Source organism: Macrococcus sp. S115 (assembly GCF_030067655.1).
Lineage (GTDB): Bacteria > Bacillota > Bacilli > Staphylococcales > Staphylococcaceae > Macrococcoides > Macrococcoides psychrotolerans.
This window is the reverse complement of sequence record NZ_JASJES010000008.1, coordinates 20,402-40,464: the sequence shown is the minus strand read 5'-3', so window position 1 is coordinate 40,464 and position 20,063 is coordinate 20,402. Positions and strand designations below refer to the sequence as shown.

Genomic DNA, 20,063 nt, shown 5'->3' with positions numbered 1-20,063 from the left:
AATACCATTTTAATACAATTACTGTAATATATATAGTGTATATAAAATCATGTATAATAAATAATAAAAAGCGAGGTAATAACATGCTGTCATTTAAAGATACACATAATACCGCGGACATATTAGAAGAAAACGCTCGTTATATTCACTACCATACGCCGAGTCAGTTGATTAAGTATTACGCAAACTACTTCGAATATAAAGAGATGCCGACGCTAGAACTATTTAAAGAAGATCTATCGTATCAGCATGATTTTCATATGAAACATCATCAACAGCATCTATTATTCATCTTTCCTGACAACGAAGTGATTCCGGAATCAATTATCGCTTATGCGAAATCACATGGTTGTAACCTAGAGATGATGGAATTGTATGAGCTAAAGCATCCGAAGCAGTTAAGACGTAACGATGAGGTCGTTTGCGAGGTAGTTACACAGGACGGACCAATATTCGATGACTTCCTAAAGGTCTGTGCTACAGGAGAAATCGAGTACGGAGAAGACTTTGTAAAGTTGAAAGACGAGACACATAGACGTGATTTGTTAAAGCATAACATACTACAGATTGTCGCATACATAGACAATATGCCTGCCGGTAAGATAGAAGCAATTATAGAAGACAAGACGGTAGAAATCGATGACTTCTATGTGATTGAAACGTATCGTAAACGTGGTATCGGGAGTCGCCTGCAAGAAGCGGTGTATGACTTGGCACATGGCAAGCAGGTATTCCTTATTGCAGATGGAAACGATACCGCACGCGATATGTATCAGCGACAAGGTTATGAAAAGATAGCTGAGCGCTATGAACTGTTGCTGGCGCCGCATTCAAGTGATTAAAATTGATTCAGTAAAACTTGAAATCATATACTACGTAAAAAGACGCAGTCCCCTGCGTCTTTTTATTTCTCAATTTGTATCAGCCTTCTGAACGTACTATATACTAATACTCCCGTCACTAGAACCATGACACCTTCAAAGAATAATAAGAACCAAGATGCATGGTATTTAATCATAAAACTAAATAATACAATAGCGTAAACAAATATCAATAATCTATATACAAACACCGGGATACTTCGAGAGGATTTATCTATTAAATCAGGATAAAATGCTAATGCCAGCATCGGCACTGATAAGCTATAGAAGCCACCTAATGAATCAGCGATATTGTCACTCATTATCTCTGTATAAATGTTATAGATAGTTGATAGAACGAACATCATAAAAAAGAAAATTAATAAACCTGAACGCAAATTCATGGAGCTCCACCTTTCTGCTATAGACCAAATATTAATGTACCGAAAAATATCACTAACCCGGTACTGGAAGCAACAAGAATATTTAATAAAAGAATAAATGCTCTTAGCTATCCTTTTTCTATCATGAAACCGAAGAATGTGCCAACTATCCCAATAATAGGTGTGAGGAATATGAGTGTATTCTGATTATCGTTATTATAGAAGAACACGTGTTTCACTTCATCCTAAAAGATCATGGTTAAGTTAAAATAAGCTTAAAGCGTTAAAGTGGTACTCATACCAACACCTCACTGTGTCAGTGAGGTTTTTTATTTTCTCAATTATTTTTTATAGATTGACTTTATTCGTAAAATCAAAAATAGTAGTCTCTGAAGACTGTGATTTCCATTCTACTCCACTGTATCTTCTTCAACACTCGTTTCACTATCATATGTTTCCTCTGATGGCTCTTCTGGTTCTTCTTCACTTGATTCTTCTTCAATCGTCTCGTCTTCGATTGTTTCTTCTTCAATCGATTCTTCAATTGATTCTTCCGTCACAGGTTCATCCGTGTCCTCTTCTTCACTCTCAGTATCATAATCTTCTTCCGTGTCATAATCTTCTTCCGTGTCATAATCTTCTTCCGTGTCAGTCCATTCTTCTGTATCACTTTCTGAACTGTCGACATCTTCCTCCTCATAGTCTTCAAAGTCGTAGTCGTCGAAATTGTAGTCACTCGGATCTGTTTCTTCTACTTCGTAATAACCATAAATGTCATCTATCCCGTACAGCGCTTCATAGGCATCAAGGTATGCAATGAATCCCATAAGTCTAAGGTATGCTAAGTATGCTTCTAATTCTTCTTTAGAGATTTTGCTTTTTTCTTCAATGTTCTTACTGATCTCATCAAGCTTCTTCTGGTCTAAATCTTCCGGTAAAGTCGCTGTTTCAGACTTTTCTGGTTGTTTCGTCTTTCCGTTTCGATAGAACACGTACTCCTTACCATCTTTAATATCTTTCAATCGTTTACCTTCATATACTTTCATAAATTCATCTAAACTTGGATTATCCCATTTCTTCCCTTCAAAGTCTGTATAGCTGACGACTACCGGTTTAAAGGTATCGATCCCAAGGTTCGCTTCAATCTCAAACCCATGTGCCTTCCCGAACTCACCTTTCGCAGGAATATTTACAGCATCTCCGTTCACACCGCGTAAGTAGCTCTTTCCGAAATCAATACTTCCTTTAATCTTAATTGGTAATCCGTTCTTGTCCCACGCTACAAAACCATACTGTATATCACGAATATCCTTATTCGTATTATTTTTAACAAGCGCTTGTAACATATCAGGGTATAAAGCTTTCAAGTCATCATGCTGCACGACATACTTTGCATCAAACGCATAAACATCCTGCTTCTTGAGCGCTTCTTCTAATTTACTAGCAGCTGATTTTTCTTCCTTCTTTGTTTCACTTGTTTTAGATTTCTGTTCATTTACTTTCTCACTCTTAAATACTTCTCGCTCGCCTTTTACATATGGAATTGAAATTATCCCAAAGATTCCTAACAATGCGATAGCGATGACTACTGTCATAATTCTCTTAAAACTAAACATTATCCATTCCCCTTTTATTTTATTTAATTAATATTATAAAATAATGGTCATTTGTATGGAATATTAATTCAAGGAAAATATTTCAATTATTAAAATAAACACCCCTAAAGCTGAATTTTAAGGTTCAACTTTAAGGGGGGCACTATATTTTCTTATGGATTTATTTCCTCATTTTATTAACTTCATCAACTATTTCCATGTGCTATTTAAAGTGTGTATATATTTTTTCTAAATTTAATATATCATCGCTCTCCTTTAATGTATTTGTCCAATATCCAATTCAGTGCGTTCAGTTTCTGTATACTTTCGCAATTCGCTGTCTTATTAAATTGATTTAACGCTAACAAATATTCAGGATATTCACTCTCAATAGATTCTAGTTGACCTAGCTCAATAAAAAATATCAAAGTTCCACTTCAATTTTAAACATTGCGGATATCTGTTAATAATATATGATTTTCCGTTTCAATATATTTTAAAAAAATTTAACTTTTTTTATTTCAATTGCGATTTTTATATGAAATTCATAATTTATTCAGATTTGGATTATATATTGTTATCATAAAGGAGGAGATATTAATGGAAAATAATATTGGAGTAGGGTTTATTATCATTGCAATGCTTTGTTTAGGTGCAGCAATAGTTATCGCGTTCGTTTATATCTTTAATTTTATCATTGCATTACTCAATGAAGTTAAACCTAAAGATAGGACTAAAAATAATAAAAAGTATCTACCAGTTCTTTTATTGTTCTTAGGATATATCGTGTTTTATGGAATCGGATTTGTATTGATTAATAAGTAGCGAGGGATAGTGAAATGAAAGGGTTTAATGTGCTAATCATAGAAGATGATACAATAATACTTCATAGTTTAAAGAGGCTTTTAGAATCAAAAGGTTTAAATATATTCATTAATCAAACCGGAGAAAATGTTATTCAACAACTGGTTGATATGCATTTAATCATAATGGATATTATGCTCCCTTATGATAATGGGCTTTCAATTACGCAAGACATTCGGAAGTTCTCTAATATCCCTATTATCTTCATGTCTGCCAGAAATGATATTGACACAAAACTGCAAGGTTTGAGTAACGGTGAAGATTACATCACTAAACCCTTTCATCCACTAGAACTTATAGCTAGAGTTCAAAATTTATTAGATAAACATTATATTGACGATGTTACTACATTCCATAATTTTAAAATAGATACTGTTAATCACATTATATATGACGCATCAGATGAGGTTATTAAATTAACCAAAACTGAACATAAGCTTTTCTTTTATTTATTCAGTAATTTGAACACTGTACTAACGAAAGAGCAGTTATTTGACTATATTTGGTTTGATGAAGATAAATTCGATAATCTATTAAATACATATATTAAGAGACTACGTTCGAAGCTACAGGATCATGATGCTAAAATAATTAAAACAATTTACGGAATTGGCTATAGGATGGTGTCACATGAAGAATAAAAGTCTTATTCGCAAATATTACTTCGTTATGTCTGTATGTATTGTGCTTATTCCTATCAGCTTTATCTTACTTAACTATATGTTCCTGTTTATACACACCACATTGTTTTCAATGCTAAATGTAGATAAAAAGTTTAGCAGTTCATTTTTATATGTAAACTTTTATTTATTTTATTTTTTATTACTTTTCATTTTTGTTATTATTGGTGCTAAATTCTTCAAAAATACAATCAAAAGAATCACCGCGCTGGATAATACACTTGAAGAAATTATTTACAAAGATATTTATCCAAATAAAATTGAAGTATCAAAGAATAGCCAGGATGAAATCAACTTACTCGCTCAAACTATCAATAAATTAATTGATCGCTTAAGACATAAAGAAATGCTGCTTGATACAAATTTAAAAACAAAAAACGAACATATCCAGCAACTATCGCACGATATTAATACACCTTTGACAGCTATTACACTTGAACTTTATGAACTTGCAGACGACTATCACATCCCTGATGAAAAAATAGAGCATATATACTCTAGGATCAATTACACAAGTCAGCTTGTTAAAAAGGTGAGCGAGGCTGCAGAAGTAGATTTACAGAACCAATATTTATTTCTGGATGATATAAATATTAGCCAGCTTTTAAATAAATCTTTAGATAAATGGCAATACTTACTTGAGAAAAAACAAATCACAATAATAACAAATATTGACCAGAATATTATCTGGAATGGAGACCAGCTTTTATATGAGCGTTTATTTGATAATATCCTTTCAAATATTACTCATCATTCTAAAACAGGTGAAATTTCAATTAAATTGAATAACTCTCAGCTCATTATCGAAGATTATGGTATTGGATTTACTGTTATCAGTAATCCTCCTCAAAAATCAGGTAGCGGTATTATCAATAGTATCTGTGAACGGATGAATTTAGGGTTATTTGTTACGTCTTCTAAACAAGGTACAAAGTATGTGATTAATTTAAAAAACAAGTCAGAAGTATCATACTCCTGACTTGTTTTAATTAATTTTCAAACACGAGCTGTATCTTAAATACTTGTTCATTCACTTCAATATGTGCAGTGCCGTCCTGCAGTTCCATCAGTTTCTTCACGATATATAGCCCTAGTCCGTTATGTGTCCCTTGTCTGCTCGAATCTCCCATTACAGAACGTTCGAATAGTCTAGCTGGGTTGGTTACTTTCTCTTTCATATCATTTTCAATCGTTACAGTAAGCTTGTCTCCAGAGTGCTCATAGTATATATGGATATAGCGCTCTGCAAATCTGAGCGCATTAACAATAACATTGTTAATAATACGGAGGGTTGCTTGCTTATCAATATAGATTTCGTGCGTTGTTTCTGTAATTTGTATGTCGAGGTCTTTATGTTCGATTTCTCTGAAGTAGAGCAGCAGGACATCGTTGATAATACTGTTAATTGCTATATATTCACGCTCTAATTGAATACTTTCAGATTCTATTAACGACACATCATAGAATGTATTGATACGTTCTATCAGATCATCTATTTTACGTTCCATTATCGTTAAGTAATGCGTACGCTCCGCTTCTGTCATTGTCTCTTTCTGTATCACTTCCATATATCCACGAAGTGATGTCAGTGGTGTTCTAAGGTCATGTGACACGTTCGCCCACTCTTCTTTTTGAGCCTGCAGATCCTTCTGATAGTGTACACGTTCTGATATTTGTTTATCAATCAGTCCGTTAATACCATCTGTTACGTCGTTCACTCTTTTCAAATGCGTCTCCGTGCGGATGCGTTCGTTTGTGTGTGCCCTATGACTCACTTCCGTTAACTGCCGTGCAATACGCTTCAGGTCATAATAGTACATCGCATTCAGTACTACAGATGCGATACATACAAGCGTTATAATAATGAATGCGATACCCATATTTCTCCTCTTTTCTAGAAGTCTTCTTTTTTAAATAGTTGATAGCCAATGAATAAGCTCAAAGTTGTGATAATGAGACTAGATATCCAGAAGTCTGCACTTAATTCTACATTATGATTCATAAATTCTGACAGCACTCTATCACTCAGCACTTTTGGTGTGAGGTTGTAGAATACGTCAAAAGCTTTATTTATCTTAGTGAGAATATAAGCTACTGTAGATGTGCCAAGCAGGATGAATATAAATGATACAATTGCTGTTGTTTCTCTTCGAATCACCATATTAAGTGCATGTACGAGACTAAATGCGCCGAGTATTATCGGTGAGAAGTTAATGAGTGAGAGCAGGAACTCCTCTACTGCACGCGTGTCTTTCGGAAAGAACAGCTGTCCACATGTCAGCAGCACAATAGTACCTAGTATACATAGGATTGTAAATGCGATAAGCGCTACTAAATATTTACTGAAGTAGATCGTTGCTCTAGAAATCCCAAACGATATACTTTGTTTTAATACACGCTTACTCTCTTTATTCGTCAGGAATGAATTGATTACTGCACCTATCATCACAATGAAAAGCCACATTCCAAACACATTGTTATAGTAGAAGTCTGCTCTATAGTATGGGAAGTACTCCCCGTTATGCCCAAAATAATAAAGCGTCAGTGCGGCAATTATCAGCAGCATAATACAGAGTGCATAAGTGATATATATCCCTTTTGTTCTAAGTAACTTATACGCTTCACTTCTCATATAGTTCATCATGGCGTCACCTCTAAGTTTAAGAAGTAATCTTCCAGACTATTCGTCTCTGTCATAATTTCTTTCACATCGATATCATGCTGCATCAATATTCTGTTGATCTGTGCTGCATGTTCTACATGATTATCCAGCTTTAACGTATTATCCGGCAATACTGTATACTTTAAGTCCGCGAAGCTTTCTTCTAATACACGTGCTGCGCGTGATGGATGATCGACAATTAATTTCAGTGATTTACGGTTTCTGTTATGTAATTCTTCTCTCGAGATATCCTCAATAACCTGACCTTTATCGATAAAGAGAAAACGCGTTGCGACGAGTTGTAATTCTGACAAGATATGACTTGATATTAGAATCGTGATATCTTGTTCTTTATTTAACTTGAGCAGTAATTTACGAATATCTGAAATCCCTTCAGCATCTAACCCATTTGTCGGTTCATCGAGTACAAGACAGTCTGGGCCTGCCATTAACGTAAGTGCCAAGCCAAGCCTTTGTTTCATTCCCATTGAATATTCCTTAAAGCGTGTTGCAGGATATTTTGAGAGATCCACGGCTTCAATCACGCGTTTAACCGCATCCTTACTGCTAATACCGCGTTGTAATCTAAAGTAATTCAAATTCTCATAAGCTGTAAGATCTGCAAAGAATTCAGGACTTTCAATCATAAATCCCATACGTTTACGCGCACGATTCGACTCTGCTGCTGCATAATCGAAGAAAGCCATTTCTCCACCAGTTGGCTGTAATTGTCCTGCCAGCAGTTTGAAGAAAGTCGATTTTCCTGCACCGTTCTTACCGATAATCGCACAGATTTCACCTTTGAATAACTGGAAATCCACTGGTTTTAAGCCTTTATTCGTTTTAAACGTCTTCTCGAGCTGATGTGTTCTGATGATGGATTCCATAATACCCTCCTTAAAGATTAATTAATATCATTGTAATGAAACGACTGTTAAAATCCTTTAAGAAAAGTTTAAAGAAATCATAAAGATTTATATGAGCATGAATCCAATCCCCCATACCGTCTTAATATATGGTTCATCAGTAATCTGACTGAATTTCTTTCGTATATTCGACACATGCACACTGACAGTATTATCATCACCAACATACGTCCCATTCCCGAGTGCGTTGAATATCTTCTGCTTTGATAACGGTACTTCCGGATGCTTCATTAATATCGTCAATATATCAAACTCAGAATTCGTAAGCTGAATCCCTTTATTATTCAGAGTCACTTCACGTTTCTCAGTGTCCAGCTCCAATGCTCTATGCGTGATAAGACTGCCCCCTTTCTCCACATTCCTAAGCTGTACCATAACACGCGCCAGCACCTCCTCCTGATAGAAAGGCTTTGTAATATAATCATCCGCACCAAGAGTCAGCAAGTTCACCTTATGTTCAAGTTCATGCTTAGCCGTAATAATAATCACTTTCGTATTTGTATGATGCTTTATCTCGCCTAGCAACGTTTTACCATTCATGTAAGGCATCATCAGATCCAGCAAGATCAGATCAAACGCCTGTTCCTTAATATACATATAACCTTCTTTACCATCATGTGCCAACGTCACATCATAATGTCCGCTTAATGTAAGTGCTAATAAATCCGCAATATCCCTGTCGTCCTCAATAATTAATATATGTGCCATGACTTCACCTTTTAAGTAAGTTTTACTCATAGTTTAACATCAAATACGATGATACCAAAAAATAATCCAGTACACGTGAATGTGTGCTGGATTATTTATACTCTTTAAAGTTACTTTATTCTTGTTCCGGTTCCATACCTTTTAATTTTTTCAGCAATACTTTTTTCTTCGACATTGGTATCCAGAAGATTATTTGTCCATAGCTCCTTAACGGTTAAATTCCTCGTTCTTCTTATAGTATACAACTGTTGAGTAAATAAGTACTGCAGCAATTGCAAACATGGCCAAGTACTGATTTTCCCCAGTAGCTGCTTGATATATTCCGAGAAGCATGAGTATCACTGAAAGCATGAGTATCATAATCTCATATGTCTTTGATAATGAACGTAACATTACTAAGCGTTCACCTTCATCAATGCCATCAATCACTTTCTCCATCAAATTTGGATCTCCAAACTCGATCGACACGTCACTGTTTGTTATCATCGGATATGCCGCTAACACTTTAGCCGTCTGTTTACTGATGAATGTATAAAATATTGCACACGCAATAAAGTATACAGCGAATATGATAATATGTGACGTCTCAGGTTCAATTAATATCGTTATACTTAAACAAAGCGATAATAACAATATATGATAGGCATTCACTACATTTGCTGATGCTTTATTATGATGGGTCACTTGGTAGATAAACCGATCATCTTCAGATAAATTGATATCACTGTTCATCGCTTTAAATTGATGGATAGACTTAAAATATAAGTATAAAGCAATCACAAATAATATGGGCACGATATACCAAAGGATTTTTATATTATATGTTGCTTGAAGTGATGTTACTGCATCGTAGAGTGCAGGAATACTGTATCCTGCGATAGCACCGAAAGCCATTCCAATCATTATTTTTAGAAATCCACTATTCTTTTTCTTACTCATAACTCATCCTCCTCAAATATAAATATATCTTCTACCCGTTCATTAAATATTCTAGCGATTCTAACAGCGGTTAGTATAGATGGCATGAAATCATCGCGTTCGATAAGTGAAATCGTCTGCCTTGAAACATGCGCAAGTTTGGCAAGCTGGGTTTGATTATATCCCTCTCTTGCACGGAGTTCCTTTAATCGATTCTTCAATAGGCGCAGCTCCTTTCAATCATTTATAATCTAATTGTAATTTATGATAGTCATTTTGACAATTATATTAGTCAAAATGACTATCATAAATCCCACATGACATTGTCATGCGGGATTATTTTTATCGTAATTTTTGTATTCATAAAGTGTAACTAACGAAATTACAGCAAGTGTGATAGGTACAAAGCTGACATAGCTTAAGAAGATATTATTGTGATTTAATGAATGATATGTATTTCCATCACTATACATATAATCTATATATTCATTTGCAAACCCTAAAATGTATTGCAAAATCACCATCGTTGAAATAACGATGGTATTAATTATGAACATAATAATTGTAGTGATCAAATAATATTGTTTTGTCATAGCGATTTCCTCTTTTGTTTCTCCTCCATCTCCCGAAACTGTTCTTCAAGCAATCCATCTTTCTCAGCGACGAGTTTCAGTGATAACGGAAATAGCACGATGACTAAAGCAAGCGCGATAATCATCAAGACTGTAAGGAGGGGTATGGGTATTTTAATTAGTGGCGCTGCTATGATCAGTATGAGTTCCACTAACAGCATTAATCCATATGATTTCGCCATTCTTTTGTTTGAGATATATTGTCTACCGCCACACTTCGGACATATGACGATAGTATCCATAGAAGGTTTCCATGCCGCTTTCATGCGTTCTTTAAAAGTGAATTTGTGATTACAGTGTACGCATTTCATCTTTAAGCCCCCTATTATCTTCTGCTGTTTATTTTGTGCATACACATCATGGCAAGACCAATTTTACCTTTATCAGTATCTAGGCGATGAAAGATTTTATAGGTATTCGTAGAGATAGATTGCTATAGTTAACATCAATACAGAAATTGATAAATAGATCATCATCGCCTTTTTGAATTGGTCACTGAGCACCTAGATCACCTCTTACCTAAAATATACCATATCGAGGATAAAATTCTATATATTTTTTAACATGATAATATCTATCTGTTCGTCGTCGCCCATGAAAAATGCATGTTGGTCGACTTTCGTAAAGCCCATCTTCTGATAGAAATCAATGGCGTTTGTATTCTTCTCCCACACACCGAGCCAGATGTGTTCACATGATAATGCACGTGCTTTTTGAAGTGCATGCTGGTATAGTGCTTTTCCTAATCCATGTTTCTGAAATTGCTTCAGAATATAGATACGCTCAATTTCCAGATGATGTTCATCAAAGGGTTCAGTCTGTGCGTCCTTTATATTTAACTTTAAATAGCCGGCAAGCTGTTCTTCATGAAATATAAAATAGAAGAATGAATGTGGATTTGAAAGTTCTCGTTCTACTTTTTCATCTGTAAAAGCCGTCTTCAAGTAATGATCAATATTTTCTTTTTTATTTTGAGCTCTAAACGTTTCATCAAATGTCTGATATGCGATATGCTGCAATGCTTGCTTGTCCTCTATTGTACATGGTTGAATCATGTCATCACTCCTTTTGTTAAAATATAACACAAAAAAAAGACCAGAACATCATGTTCTGATCTCGGTCTACGGAGGGAGAAGGATTTGAACCAACGCAAGCTATAAAGCTTCTAACCGATATAAATATCGGTCCCCTTAACCAGGCTTGGGTATCCCTCCAAAATTCAATTACCTGAATATTATATGATAAAAACAGACATATTTCAAGTTTATTGTTAAATTTTCTTTGTCTAATTTAAAATGTTATTATAAAGTGAAATTAACAGTATATAAAGGAGTGGACACATGAAACGATTAAGCTATATCGTAATATTAACATTATTACTTGCAGCATGTGGGAATGCGAAAGAAAAAGAGGCACCAGATGCATCTGGTGAGAATGTTAAGAAGTATGACCTCGTCTATGCAGAAGTGCTGAATAACGGCAGTGAGAGCAAGATGTCCATGGAAGTCGGTTACAAGGACAACAACAAGTTAAAATCTAAGCGATTTGATACAGAGAATGTCGTAGAACATATTCTTAAAGATGAGAATGCGAAGCCTTATATTTTAGTGAAAAAAGATGATATCCATATCTTCAGACAGCCTTATATCATCTTTGACAACGAAGGCGAATTCGATGCTAAGATCGAGAAAAAATCTGTTGTGGAGTAGATGACTATGAAGTTATTAAAAATATTTGCGATTGTGATGTTATTGATGCTAATACCCGAAACCATTGATGCAGGGGGTACGACGAGTTCGTCGGGTTCATCGTCAACGAGTTCGAGTGCGAGCAGCAGTGCAGCCCGTGCTTCAACGACTTCAAGAGCGGCAATGAATGCATCACGCATCAACACAATGAGTCGAATGAACAGTACATCACGTATGAGTTCTTCGAGAAATATGCAGCGTGCAAAATCAAACGCAGTAACCTTTGCACCTCCTATGCGCAGTAAATTTTCTGGACCAATGAAATATCAAGCTGCTCATAATCAGTTCGTGAACAATCAAATATTTTACGGTGCTATGTACGGACATTCTTCAAACGTGCAAAGACAGCAAGCTTTAATCAGACAACAACTCGGCAACCGAAAAGCGTATACGATAAGCGTTAAGCGAAATGGAAGAGAACGCTTATATGTCGTGTCAAAAGAAATTTATGATCGTATAGAAAGTGGCGATACGGTGCATATTAAAAATGGTGTCGTGACATTGAAAGAGTAAGGTAGGTATGGGAGTTTGTAGCGTAGGAGGGGTTGCAGCGTATGGAGGGTGTCGCGTGTTGGGGTGTAGGTGACGAACTTGCAAATTGTTCGACACTTACACATGGCCGTCGCACATATTTTGACTGCTAGGTGCCGAACTTTCACATTGTTCGGCACTTACACATGGCCGTCGCACATATCTGGGCTGCTAGGTGACGAACTTGTACATTGTTCGACACTTACACATGGCCGTCGCACATATTTTGACTGCTAGGTGCCGAACTTTCACATTGTTCGGCACTTATACATGGCCGTCGCACATATCTCGACTGCTAGGTGGCGAACTTTCACATAGTTCGTCACTTTTTTCATAACTAAATAAAATGTCACATATATTTGACACTCTAAAAAATATGTTATATATTGTATATGTCATATATATACGACATTTCTAGGAGAAAATAATATGAACAATGTACGTACATACAGAAAAGAGCTTAAACTTTCACAATTGGATCTTGCAAAAAAGGTTCAAGTTTCAAGACAAACTATTAATTTAATTGAGAATGATAAGTACAATCCCTCACTTGATTTGTGCATCAAAATTGCGAAAGCTTTAAATACTGATTTAAACACCCTATTCTGGGTAAACATCGAAGGAGCAGATTCAGAATGAAAAAATTAGATTGCGATTATCTTTCCGCATTTACTGGGTTAGATATGACAAATGACGAATACCAACGCCAGCAAGGATATATAATTTTAACTAACTGTTTTAATTATATTTTTTTACTCATTCCTATCTTGTTGTTAGGCAGTTTAGCTTGGGATTTATATCATCAAATTATCTCTGCCGGAACGATAATTTTTTTTATTACACAGCAAGTTTTAAGCATATTTGTTCTTAATCATATTAGAAAAACCAAGGTTGATATATCAGAATATTATACACATGATGACTATAAAGTTGAATTAAAAAAGGTGAAATTACAGAGCGTTAAAATCGGATTATACTGGGGTAGTACGATGTATCTGCTTATGGAAGTTTTATTCAAATTAATTTCTGGAGAAAAGTATGAATTCAGTTGGTTTAACCTGCTTATATGGGTTCTCGGTGGTGCTTTCTTTGGTACAATGATGTATTTTGTAGCTCGAACAAAAATAAAAAAAGTAACAGAAGATGAGGTGGAGTAATGTATACCATCAATGAAAAAGTAATGAAATATCATGTAGGCTATGTCAATGCTCGTGATGAATATCAAAAGTCAATTATTATCAAGATTTTAGCTAAAGCTGCAGTAATTAGTTTCTATTTATTACTTACATCTTGCTACATCAGTTTAATTAGTGATGTAATCTTTAAGCAACTATCAATTGCAACACCTTTATTATTCCTGTTATTCCTTTTTATCTTTTTATATACTTCCGTCTTAAGCAATAAATTGATGAAAACAATTCATAATCAATATGTGGAAGTATATGATGAGGCACATTATAAACTTTCTATCAATTCTTTGAAGTTAAAAAGCGTTCATATATTTCTATTGCTCGTTTTATCCAGTCTTATATACGAATTATATGTAGGCCACTTATTTTTCAATCAACCTATTATGCTTGATTTCTTCGACGTTCTAGGCGCTATGGCTCAAGCATCTATATTGACTGTAGCATTATATTTTTTAGGAAAACTAATGATAAACAAAAAATATTAAAGGAGTCTTTAAAATGATTCTTTTTCATTAATATCTATATACTTCACATCAGTAATTTCGCTGTTCATGTGAATTTCTCCAATATCATCGGCATAACGATAACAACGTAATTCCACTGTTTTATCTGTATCCGGATATGCTAGACCGGTCACGGTATATAAGTACAGCATGTTTTCTCTATCAAGTTGTAAGCTCAACTCTTCTCGCAACTCTCTTTCTAATGATGTACGGTCATCTTCCCCCGTTTCAATTTTTCCTCCCGGTAAATAGTAATGCTCATTCTCTCTAACTTTTACGAGTAATAACTTACCATCTTTCATATGTACTAAATTCGCGCATTTGTAATGTATCATCGTCATCCTCCTCTTTTCTATTATACATTAACACAAAAATAACCCGAGTATTCTTCATACTCGGGTTTCCTCCTCACCCTACAAACACGATTTCTGGTTGTGGGTGTGACAAAAAGTTTATATGGCTGATGTCGTATCCATATGCGCCGGCATTATGGAATATGACCCAGTCTCCTGTGTTTATTGTGTCTACTTCATACTTTTGTCCGAAAACGTCATTTGGTGTACATAGTTTTCCTACGTAATACGTAGAGGCGTTACTCAATGTCTTCTTACGTTTTTGCTGACTATCAGTTTGATATATACTATGTGCATGGTGATGGTTCCATGCTTTTGGAAATCTGAAATGATGTGTCCCACCATTTAGTAGTACAAAGTTTTCGTGATGCATCGTTTTTATGTCATATACATTTGCAGCATAATATCCAACTGGTCCGACGATATAACGTCCGAGTTCAAATTTCATGCGTGGTAATTCATTTACCGCTTCACAAAGCTGTCCAAAATTAAACGTTTCAATTTCCTGATAATCTATTCCAATTCCGCCACCGACATTAATAATTACGTCGCCATCAATTGCAGAATGCTGATAGTTTAATGCCTGTTCAATAAACGCCACGTGTTTTTGTGCATCGAGATTGTTACTCATCGCATGAAAGTGCAGTCCTTCAAAGTGCTGATGTGGCGCATCCTGAATAATGTACATTGCTTCAAATATTTCTTCTTCCGGCAATCCAAATTGCGTTGCGCCTGACATTTTTAATGTTGCATTTGTGTTCACTGCTGCTAAATTGATACGTAGACTTATATTAAGGTCATATTCATAATATGTTGTTAATGTGCTGAGTGTATCAAGTTCAATCAAACTTTCCACCTGAACAGATGAGACATTTCTTGTAATTGCAAATTCCAGATCTTCACTTGTTTTAACCGGTCCACCGTATATAATTGCTGCATCACTTGATATTTGTCTTACTTTTTCAATTTCACCGATGGATGCGACTTCAAAACCTTTTACATATGGTAACAGTGTATTGAGTATTCGATGATGACTGTTCGCTTTCACAGCATAATATACATCGTGATTGAGCATTGATGTAATGCTTTCGATACGTTCTTCTAATGCTTGTAAGTCGTAAATGTAGTAATCTTTATTCGTATTACTTAACACTTTGTATATATGTTCCATCCCTTTTCTCCTCCCATTTCATATAGATGCATAGTAACGTCACACACACTAATCCGATGAACATTGTTGTAAACATAACATTAATACCGAATGTAGTATATAGATACGTAAGCATCATCCCACCAAGTGGTATAAATCCTCGGTCCATCATCGTAACGGAGAGTACTGTTCCTTTATATTGTTCTTCAGTATATTGCTGCACTAAAACGCGGTGCGTCGTTCTGAATCCTTGCGATGCAAATCCCATTATAAAAATTGCAATCATAAATATATAGGTGTGCTGCACCAGCATCATCACGATGGACAGTGAAAAGAGTACCGACCACTGATTTAATGCGCATATCGTTGTCTGTTTATGCTGATCCATAAAGCACATCAGTACGGTAACAGAACCGAGTGCGAGTACCGCTGTGTACACCGCATACATCAGCGCACCTTGATTTAATGTTTGTTTCACTATAATCGGCAGGACAATTGTGAAGGAAAAGCCGAAAAACATCGATATCATACTCGTAATCATAATATGCAGGATGACTTTATGTGTTTTAAAATATTGCACAATATTATGCTCCTTATATTGGACGTTTTGGTGTGGCAATGTTTTATTGAGTAATATAACGCACACACTGCTTAATACTGGTATGAGCAGCAATAGTTCATATGTCGTGTACGCGAGCAATATTCCACCGATGAACGGACCGATAATTCGCGTTATATTAATGAGTAATGCATTCATGCTGATAATTTGTTTTAATTTGTCTGCTGCTGTAAAGTTCGGCAATACTTTATTTCTCTGTATATTATCAATTGACTGAACGTAAGCACGTACAGCAATAACCGCATAAATCATATAAAGCTGTCGTTCATAAAAACTAAAACAAAGTATCACCGTCAGCAAAATGTTACAAGCATGAACAGTATACATCAGCTTAATGGCCTGCATACAGTCCACTACTTTTCCGGTAATAAACGCGAAGATTAATTGTGGTAATAAGCGCATCATATTCAGCAATGCGAGCGCCATCGGATCATGTGTTATTTGTAGTATCGCCCAGTTAAGTACAATAATATCAATCCAGTCACTCGTCCGCTGTATGAGCTGTCCTAGGAAAAAACGCTGCAGCGGCTGATTATTTCTTAATAAACTGCGCATGTAGCGGGTTTTCCTTATAGATGTATAAATCATTTTTGTCGGACGATAAACGCATCGTCATCAATGCTTTTTGTTTGAGATGCGCTGACGTAAAGCTTTCAAAGTCCTGCTGAATATCATTACCACTCAGCATTTCAAATGTATGCATAAGCAATTCTGCTGCAATGCGCCATAGTTCATCGGGGTGCAGTTCATAATCTTGTGAGATGTGATCGATAACGGTCGTTAAATGATTCGCTATCAACGTATTGACGACCTTTTCGTGCATTCCTTCTGTTGTCGTGCATGTTAGTCCTTCATTTAACTGTAATTTACCTGCTGTTCTTGATATATCAATTCGTAATCCACCAAAGTCTCTATAATATAGATGGACCGTATTACCATTTAAAAATGCGATTGAAATATTCTGCATATGTGCCTCAAGACCAATTCCATACGTCGCCATTAAAGGGATCGCCGTATGGAGCAGCAATTTCGTATAACGATAAAACCATGCTGAAGCACTTTGATTGGACTGATAGATTAAGCGCTTATAAATTTTATCGTCTGTCTCATCACGCTCAAACAGACAAGTCGCAGCGAATACATCATCATACTGTTTGAATTCCTGAGTACTGTTCTCTCTTAATATGAAGGATAAATTACGTTGTTTCGCTTCACTTTCATGTTCATATGTCATACCACCATATTCCATTATCGGCGTACTCAACTGCGCAAGTGCATCATCACTCTCATATATCCACTTAAAGTAGTCGCTAATCGCTTTACTGTTGATGACACTATTGTTACTGATGGAACGAATCGTTGATGTCATCTGTGAATGAACAGGTAACTTCACAATCGGATAACGTGCATCAATTGGGCATACCGTCCTGAATGATGATGTACTTTTCACGCGTCCACCTTCGTAATCAAGCATAATAATATCTTGTGCTGCAATCTCTTCTTTGTACACTTCCGGCAATATATGCTCATATTGATACGGATGTACAGGGATCAAATGATATGCATCGTCGATAGCATTCTGATACCCACTGAATGCAATCAACTGCTCTATTTGATCATCTTCTAAATTATTGAACAGTATGTCCTTTTTAACGAGTATCCAGTTCAATTCAAATGTATGATTATACTCAGGCGCATAACGCATGACCGCTTCATATGACATGCCGAGTTTCGTCTTTGCACAAGGATGAATATTGTGACCTGTAACGACCCATTGTTCTCCTTTTAAAAGAGGATGATCCGCCTTTTCTATATGTGCGCAATGAATGAAACTTAATGACTGGTTAATGAGATGATTTTCAATCTCTGCTATAAATGAGGTATAGTCATAAGCTGTTGATTGCGCAGCACACCATTTCAGAAATTCAAGCGGATCAGTAATTGTTTCGTCATTAACAGTTACACTTCCTGTCACTTTATCATAATAAAAGAAAGCATCACTGGTCATAAATGCAGCTTTGTCCTCATGATTTGAAACGAGTGTAAACGGGTGAATTTGTTCTTCTATAATTGCACGGATAATCTTATCCATCGTTAAATGTTTTGCACGCTGTATATCATGTATAATTTTAGAACCTATTTCATTGCTATGAGATTGTACTATGCTTTCCCACATCGAAAGTCCTCCTTCATTAAAGGATTCTTTATTTCTGAATATTTATAATCATAACTATCTCCGTACAGACGCATTTTAAGTAGTGATTTCACTTTAAGTTTTCTTTGTTTCAGAACATTCACAGGTGGCTTATAAGTGTCGTTAATCGTGGCAATCTCCTGATAGATAGTGTCATAGAGTTTTTGTTCATTTGCGAAAGTTGATAAAGGTTTTATGAGCTGGAACAGATGATTGTATAGTACTGCATGTGTGAATACTGAAAGTAAATCTTCAAAATCATCAGTAAATAATCCTGTACGCTTATCAATATGAACAGAATCATCGGATATTCTAATACCTCCAAAGTCACGAATATATATCGCTTTCGGCACACCGTATTCTAAAACGATAGAACTATTCTGCATATGCGCTTCCAGACTGATCTGATGTTCGAGCATGAGTCGATAAGTTGCTTTAAGTAGTATGTGCGTGTACTTTTCGAAGAATATCATTGCTGCCGCTTCACGTGAAATACGCTGATGATGCCTTATAATATCAATCGCCTCAATCACAATTGCCTGATCAGTAATAAAGCTCTTTGAAATTAAGCTTGCACAAACAACCGCATACTGATGATTTTCATAAGAAATGGTTTCTCTCATCATATAACTTAATTTATTTTCGTGTGGTGATTGCTCCAAATAAGTACCGCCCAGATCCTGCTGTATAAAACATCCATCATATTGCTCGTACAATTTGCTGACATATTTCCCAAGTAATACACCGTTATGAATTGATGCTGGGGATACGTTACGCACTGCGCTTGTCGCCTGTGCATTTACAGCAGCTTTAATGACACACTTGAACATTGGTACGTATAACGTTCGAAATGATAACAACGGATAGCCCGTTACTGATAAACTTTCAATCGGGATACATGTTTTGCTATTTAATAACGAGGTATGTTCGTTGAAGTAATGGTTAAGCTGCCATTCATGAATGAATATAATCTCTGGGTGCTTTATATTATATTGTGCTGCTATTTCGTAAATCTGTTCCATATAGCTAACTGGGAGTTGTACAGTTCCGAAGTGTCCTGCTAATGACTTATCGATAATCAGAGGTATAATTTTTACGCAATTTCTGAATTCTGGTGCATAACGGAGTACTGATTCATAAGTTAATCCAAGTTTTGTTTTCGTCATAGGATGAAAAGGATGTCCTAACGTAACACATTGTTCGAATATCGTTGCTTTCACATTAAAATGATGCGCAAATTCGAATATATTTTTAAATTGTCCACCAAATTGCTGTCTGTCTTCTTCGTATTGAATCAAACTTAACGTCAAATTATGTATTGAATCTGTAATTTCTTTTTCAATCTCTCCAAAGTCTTCTGTTTCAATGCGTTCAACAATACTGCATGCTTGAATTCGACCATTGATCTCTCGCTCAGCTTCCGAGTAATATTTCTTTAATGTCTGTTCATCCAAATGTTTAAAGTAATGCAATGCTTTATTTTTTAATGTTTCCGGAATTAAATGCATAAATAAACTCCTTTTTTTGTAAATGAAAAATAAAAGAAT

At 35.5% G+C, this 20,063-nt stretch carries 25 protein-coding genes and 1 tRNA gene; 9 read left to right on the top strand and 17 right to left on the bottom strand.

Features of this window, described 5'->3' with window-relative positions:
* The first annotated feature begins 83 nt into the window (after positions 1-83).
* Positions 84-842: a GNAT family N-acetyltransferase gene (locus QNJ52_RS09540; RefSeq protein ID WP_283722433.1), complete on the top strand. Its 759-nt coding sequence runs from the start codon at positions 84-86 to the stop codon at positions 840-842.
* A gap of 62 nt (positions 843-904) precedes the next feature.
* Here the strand turns inward: QNJ52_RS09540 and QNJ52_RS09535 are convergent, their stop codons facing one another.
* Both QNJ52_RS09535 and QNJ52_RS09530 read right to left on the bottom strand, forming a co-directional pair.
* On the bottom strand, positions 905-1,264 hold the full coding sequence (locus QNJ52_RS09535) for a hypothetical protein (protein ID WP_101152052.1): 360 nt from the start codon (positions 1,262-1,264) through the stop codon (positions 905-907).
* Positions 1,265-1,653: 389 nt separating this feature from the next.
* Positions 1,654-2,859, bottom strand: coding sequence for a DUF5780 domain-containing protein (locus QNJ52_RS09530; protein ID WP_283722432.1), 1,206 nt, complete (start codon positions 2,857-2,859; stop codon positions 1,654-1,656).
* 579 nt (positions 2,860-3,438) lie between these two features.
* Here QNJ52_RS09530 and QNJ52_RS09525 point away from each other — a divergent pair.
* The 3 genes from QNJ52_RS09525 to QNJ52_RS09515 are packed head-to-tail and all read left to right on the top strand — an operon-like array spanning position 3,439 to position 5,361.
* Entirely contained in the window at positions 3,439-3,663 is a 225-nt protein-coding gene (locus QNJ52_RS09525; RefSeq protein WP_101152050.1) for a hypothetical protein, read from the top strand.
* A gap of 14 nt (positions 3,664-3,677) precedes the next feature.
* Entirely contained in the window at positions 3,678-4,343 is a 666-nt protein-coding gene (locus tag QNJ52_RS09520; protein ID WP_219493099.1) for a response regulator transcription factor, read from the top strand.
* Positions 4,333-5,361, top strand: a complete 1,029-nt coding sequence (locus tag QNJ52_RS09515; RefSeq protein ID WP_283722431.1) for a sensor histidine kinase — start codon at positions 4,333-4,335, stop codon at positions 5,359-5,361. Before QNJ52_RS09520 ends, QNJ52_RS09515 begins: the two co-directional genes overlap by 11 nt.
* Positions 5,362-5,371: 10 nt before the next feature.
* On the opposite strand, the gene QNJ52_RS09510 is transcribed toward QNJ52_RS09515, so the two are convergent.
* From QNJ52_RS09510 to QNJ52_RS09465, 10 genes are all read right to left on the bottom strand, one after another.
* Positions 5,372-6,262 carry a sensor histidine kinase gene (locus QNJ52_RS09510; protein ID WP_283722430.1) on the bottom strand — a complete coding sequence of 297 codons (891 nt, stop codon included), beginning with the start codon at positions 6,260-6,262 and terminating at the stop codon, positions 5,372-5,374.
* A gap of 14 nt (positions 6,263-6,276) precedes the next feature.
* The gene (locus QNJ52_RS09505) at positions 6,277-7,026 is read right to left on the bottom strand and encodes an ABC transporter permease (protein ID WP_283722429.1); all 750 of its coding nucleotides are present in this window, start codon (positions 7,024-7,026) and stop codon (positions 6,277-6,279) included.
* Positions 7,023-7,931 (bottom strand): ABC transporter ATP-binding protein, encoded by a 909-nt coding sequence (locus QNJ52_RS09500; protein WP_283722428.1) that lies wholly within the window; start codon positions 7,929-7,931, stop codon positions 7,023-7,025. Before QNJ52_RS09500 ends, QNJ52_RS09505 begins: the two co-directional genes overlap by 4 nt.
* Before the next feature lie 87 nt (positions 7,932-8,018).
* Complete coding sequence (locus QNJ52_RS09495) at positions 8,019-8,708, bottom strand: response regulator transcription factor (protein WP_283722427.1); 690 nt, start codon at positions 8,706-8,708, stop codon at positions 8,019-8,021.
* Between the two features lie 177 nt (positions 8,709-8,885).
* Positions 8,886-9,617, bottom strand: a complete 732-nt coding sequence (locus QNJ52_RS09490; RefSeq protein ID WP_283722426.1) for a DUF3169 family protein — start codon at positions 9,615-9,617, stop codon at positions 8,886-8,888.
* Entirely contained in the window at positions 9,614-9,817 is a 204-nt protein-coding gene (locus tag QNJ52_RS09485) for a helix-turn-helix transcriptional regulator (RefSeq protein ID WP_101035854.1), read from the bottom strand. The genes QNJ52_RS09490 and QNJ52_RS09485 overlap by 4 nt, the downstream gene beginning before the upstream one ends.
* Before the next feature lie 105 nt (positions 9,818-9,922).
* Complete coding sequence (locus QNJ52_RS09480) at positions 9,923-10,189, bottom strand: hypothetical protein (RefSeq protein WP_101035858.1); 267 nt, start codon at positions 10,187-10,189, stop codon at positions 9,923-9,925.
* Positions 10,186-10,539 carry a TIGR04104 family putative zinc finger protein gene (locus QNJ52_RS09475; RefSeq protein ID WP_283722425.1) on the bottom strand — a complete coding sequence of 118 codons (354 nt, stop codon included), beginning with the start codon at positions 10,537-10,539 and terminating at the stop codon, positions 10,186-10,188. Before QNJ52_RS09475 ends, QNJ52_RS09480 begins: the two co-directional genes overlap by 4 nt.
* A gap of 237 nt (positions 10,540-10,776) precedes the next feature.
* Entirely contained in the window at positions 10,777-11,283 is a 507-nt protein-coding gene (locus QNJ52_RS09470; RefSeq protein WP_198550632.1) for a GNAT family N-acetyltransferase, read from the bottom strand.
* A gap of 69 nt (positions 11,284-11,352) precedes the next feature.
* A tRNA-Lys gene (locus QNJ52_RS09465) sits at positions 11,353-11,442 on the bottom strand.
* Between the two features lie 126 nt (positions 11,443-11,568).
* On the opposite strand from QNJ52_RS09465, the gene QNJ52_RS09460 reads away from it, so the two are divergent.
* The 5 genes from QNJ52_RS09460 to QNJ52_RS09440 all read left to right on the top strand — a co-directional run bounded on the left by QNJ52_RS09460 (position 11,569) and on the right by QNJ52_RS09440 (position 14,182).
* Positions 11,569-11,937, top strand: a complete 369-nt coding sequence (locus QNJ52_RS09460) for a hypothetical protein (RefSeq protein WP_283722424.1) — start codon at positions 11,569-11,571, stop codon at positions 11,935-11,937.
* A 6-nt stretch (positions 11,938-11,943) separates the two neighbouring features.
* Entirely contained in the window at positions 11,944-12,489 is a 546-nt protein-coding gene (locus tag QNJ52_RS09455; protein WP_283722423.1) for a hypothetical protein, read from the top strand.
* Positions 12,490-12,936: 447 nt separating this feature from the next.
* Positions 12,937-13,146, top strand: coding sequence for a helix-turn-helix transcriptional regulator (locus tag QNJ52_RS09450; protein ID WP_144781759.1), 210 nt, complete (start codon positions 12,937-12,939; stop codon positions 13,144-13,146).
* Entirely contained in the window at positions 13,143-13,664 is a 522-nt protein-coding gene (locus QNJ52_RS09445; RefSeq protein WP_219493112.1) for a DUF3278 domain-containing protein, read from the top strand. Before QNJ52_RS09450 ends, QNJ52_RS09445 begins: the two co-directional genes overlap by 4 nt.
* Positions 13,664-14,182 carry a hypothetical protein gene (locus QNJ52_RS09440; RefSeq protein WP_219493113.1) on the top strand — a complete coding sequence of 173 codons (519 nt, stop codon included), beginning with the start codon at positions 13,664-13,666 and terminating at the stop codon, positions 14,180-14,182. Before QNJ52_RS09445 ends, QNJ52_RS09440 begins: the two co-directional genes overlap by 1 nt.
* 8 nt (positions 14,183-14,190) lie before the next feature.
* Here the strand turns inward: QNJ52_RS09440 and QNJ52_RS09435 are convergent, their stop codons facing one another.
* The 5 genes from QNJ52_RS09435 to QNJ52_RS09415 form a co-directional block, all read right to left on the bottom strand.
* Entirely contained in the window at positions 14,191-14,535 is a 345-nt protein-coding gene (locus QNJ52_RS09435) for an NUDIX hydrolase (RefSeq protein ID WP_219493114.1), read from the bottom strand.
* Between the two features lie 73 nt (positions 14,536-14,608).
* The gene (locus QNJ52_RS09430; RefSeq protein ID WP_283722422.1) at positions 14,609-15,724 is read right to left on the bottom strand and encodes an alanine racemase; all 1,116 of its coding nucleotides are present in this window, start codon (positions 15,722-15,724) and stop codon (positions 14,609-14,611) included.
* A complete protein-coding gene (locus QNJ52_RS09425; RefSeq protein ID WP_283722421.1) occupies positions 15,696-16,877 on the bottom strand; it encodes an MFS transporter in 1,182 nt (393 codons plus the stop codon). Before QNJ52_RS09425 ends, QNJ52_RS09430 begins: the two co-directional genes overlap by 29 nt.
* Positions 16,855-18,498 (bottom strand): IucA/IucC family protein, encoded by a 1,644-nt coding sequence (locus QNJ52_RS09420; RefSeq protein ID WP_283722420.1) that lies wholly within the window; start codon positions 18,496-18,498, stop codon positions 16,855-16,857. The genes QNJ52_RS09425 and QNJ52_RS09420 overlap by 23 nt, the downstream gene beginning before the upstream one ends.
* Entirely contained in the window at positions 18,483-20,024 is a 1,542-nt protein-coding gene (locus QNJ52_RS09415; protein WP_283722419.1) for an IucA/IucC family protein, read from the bottom strand. The genes QNJ52_RS09420 and QNJ52_RS09415 overlap by 16 nt, the downstream gene beginning before the upstream one ends.
* Positions 20,025-20,063 lie beyond the last annotated feature (39 nt).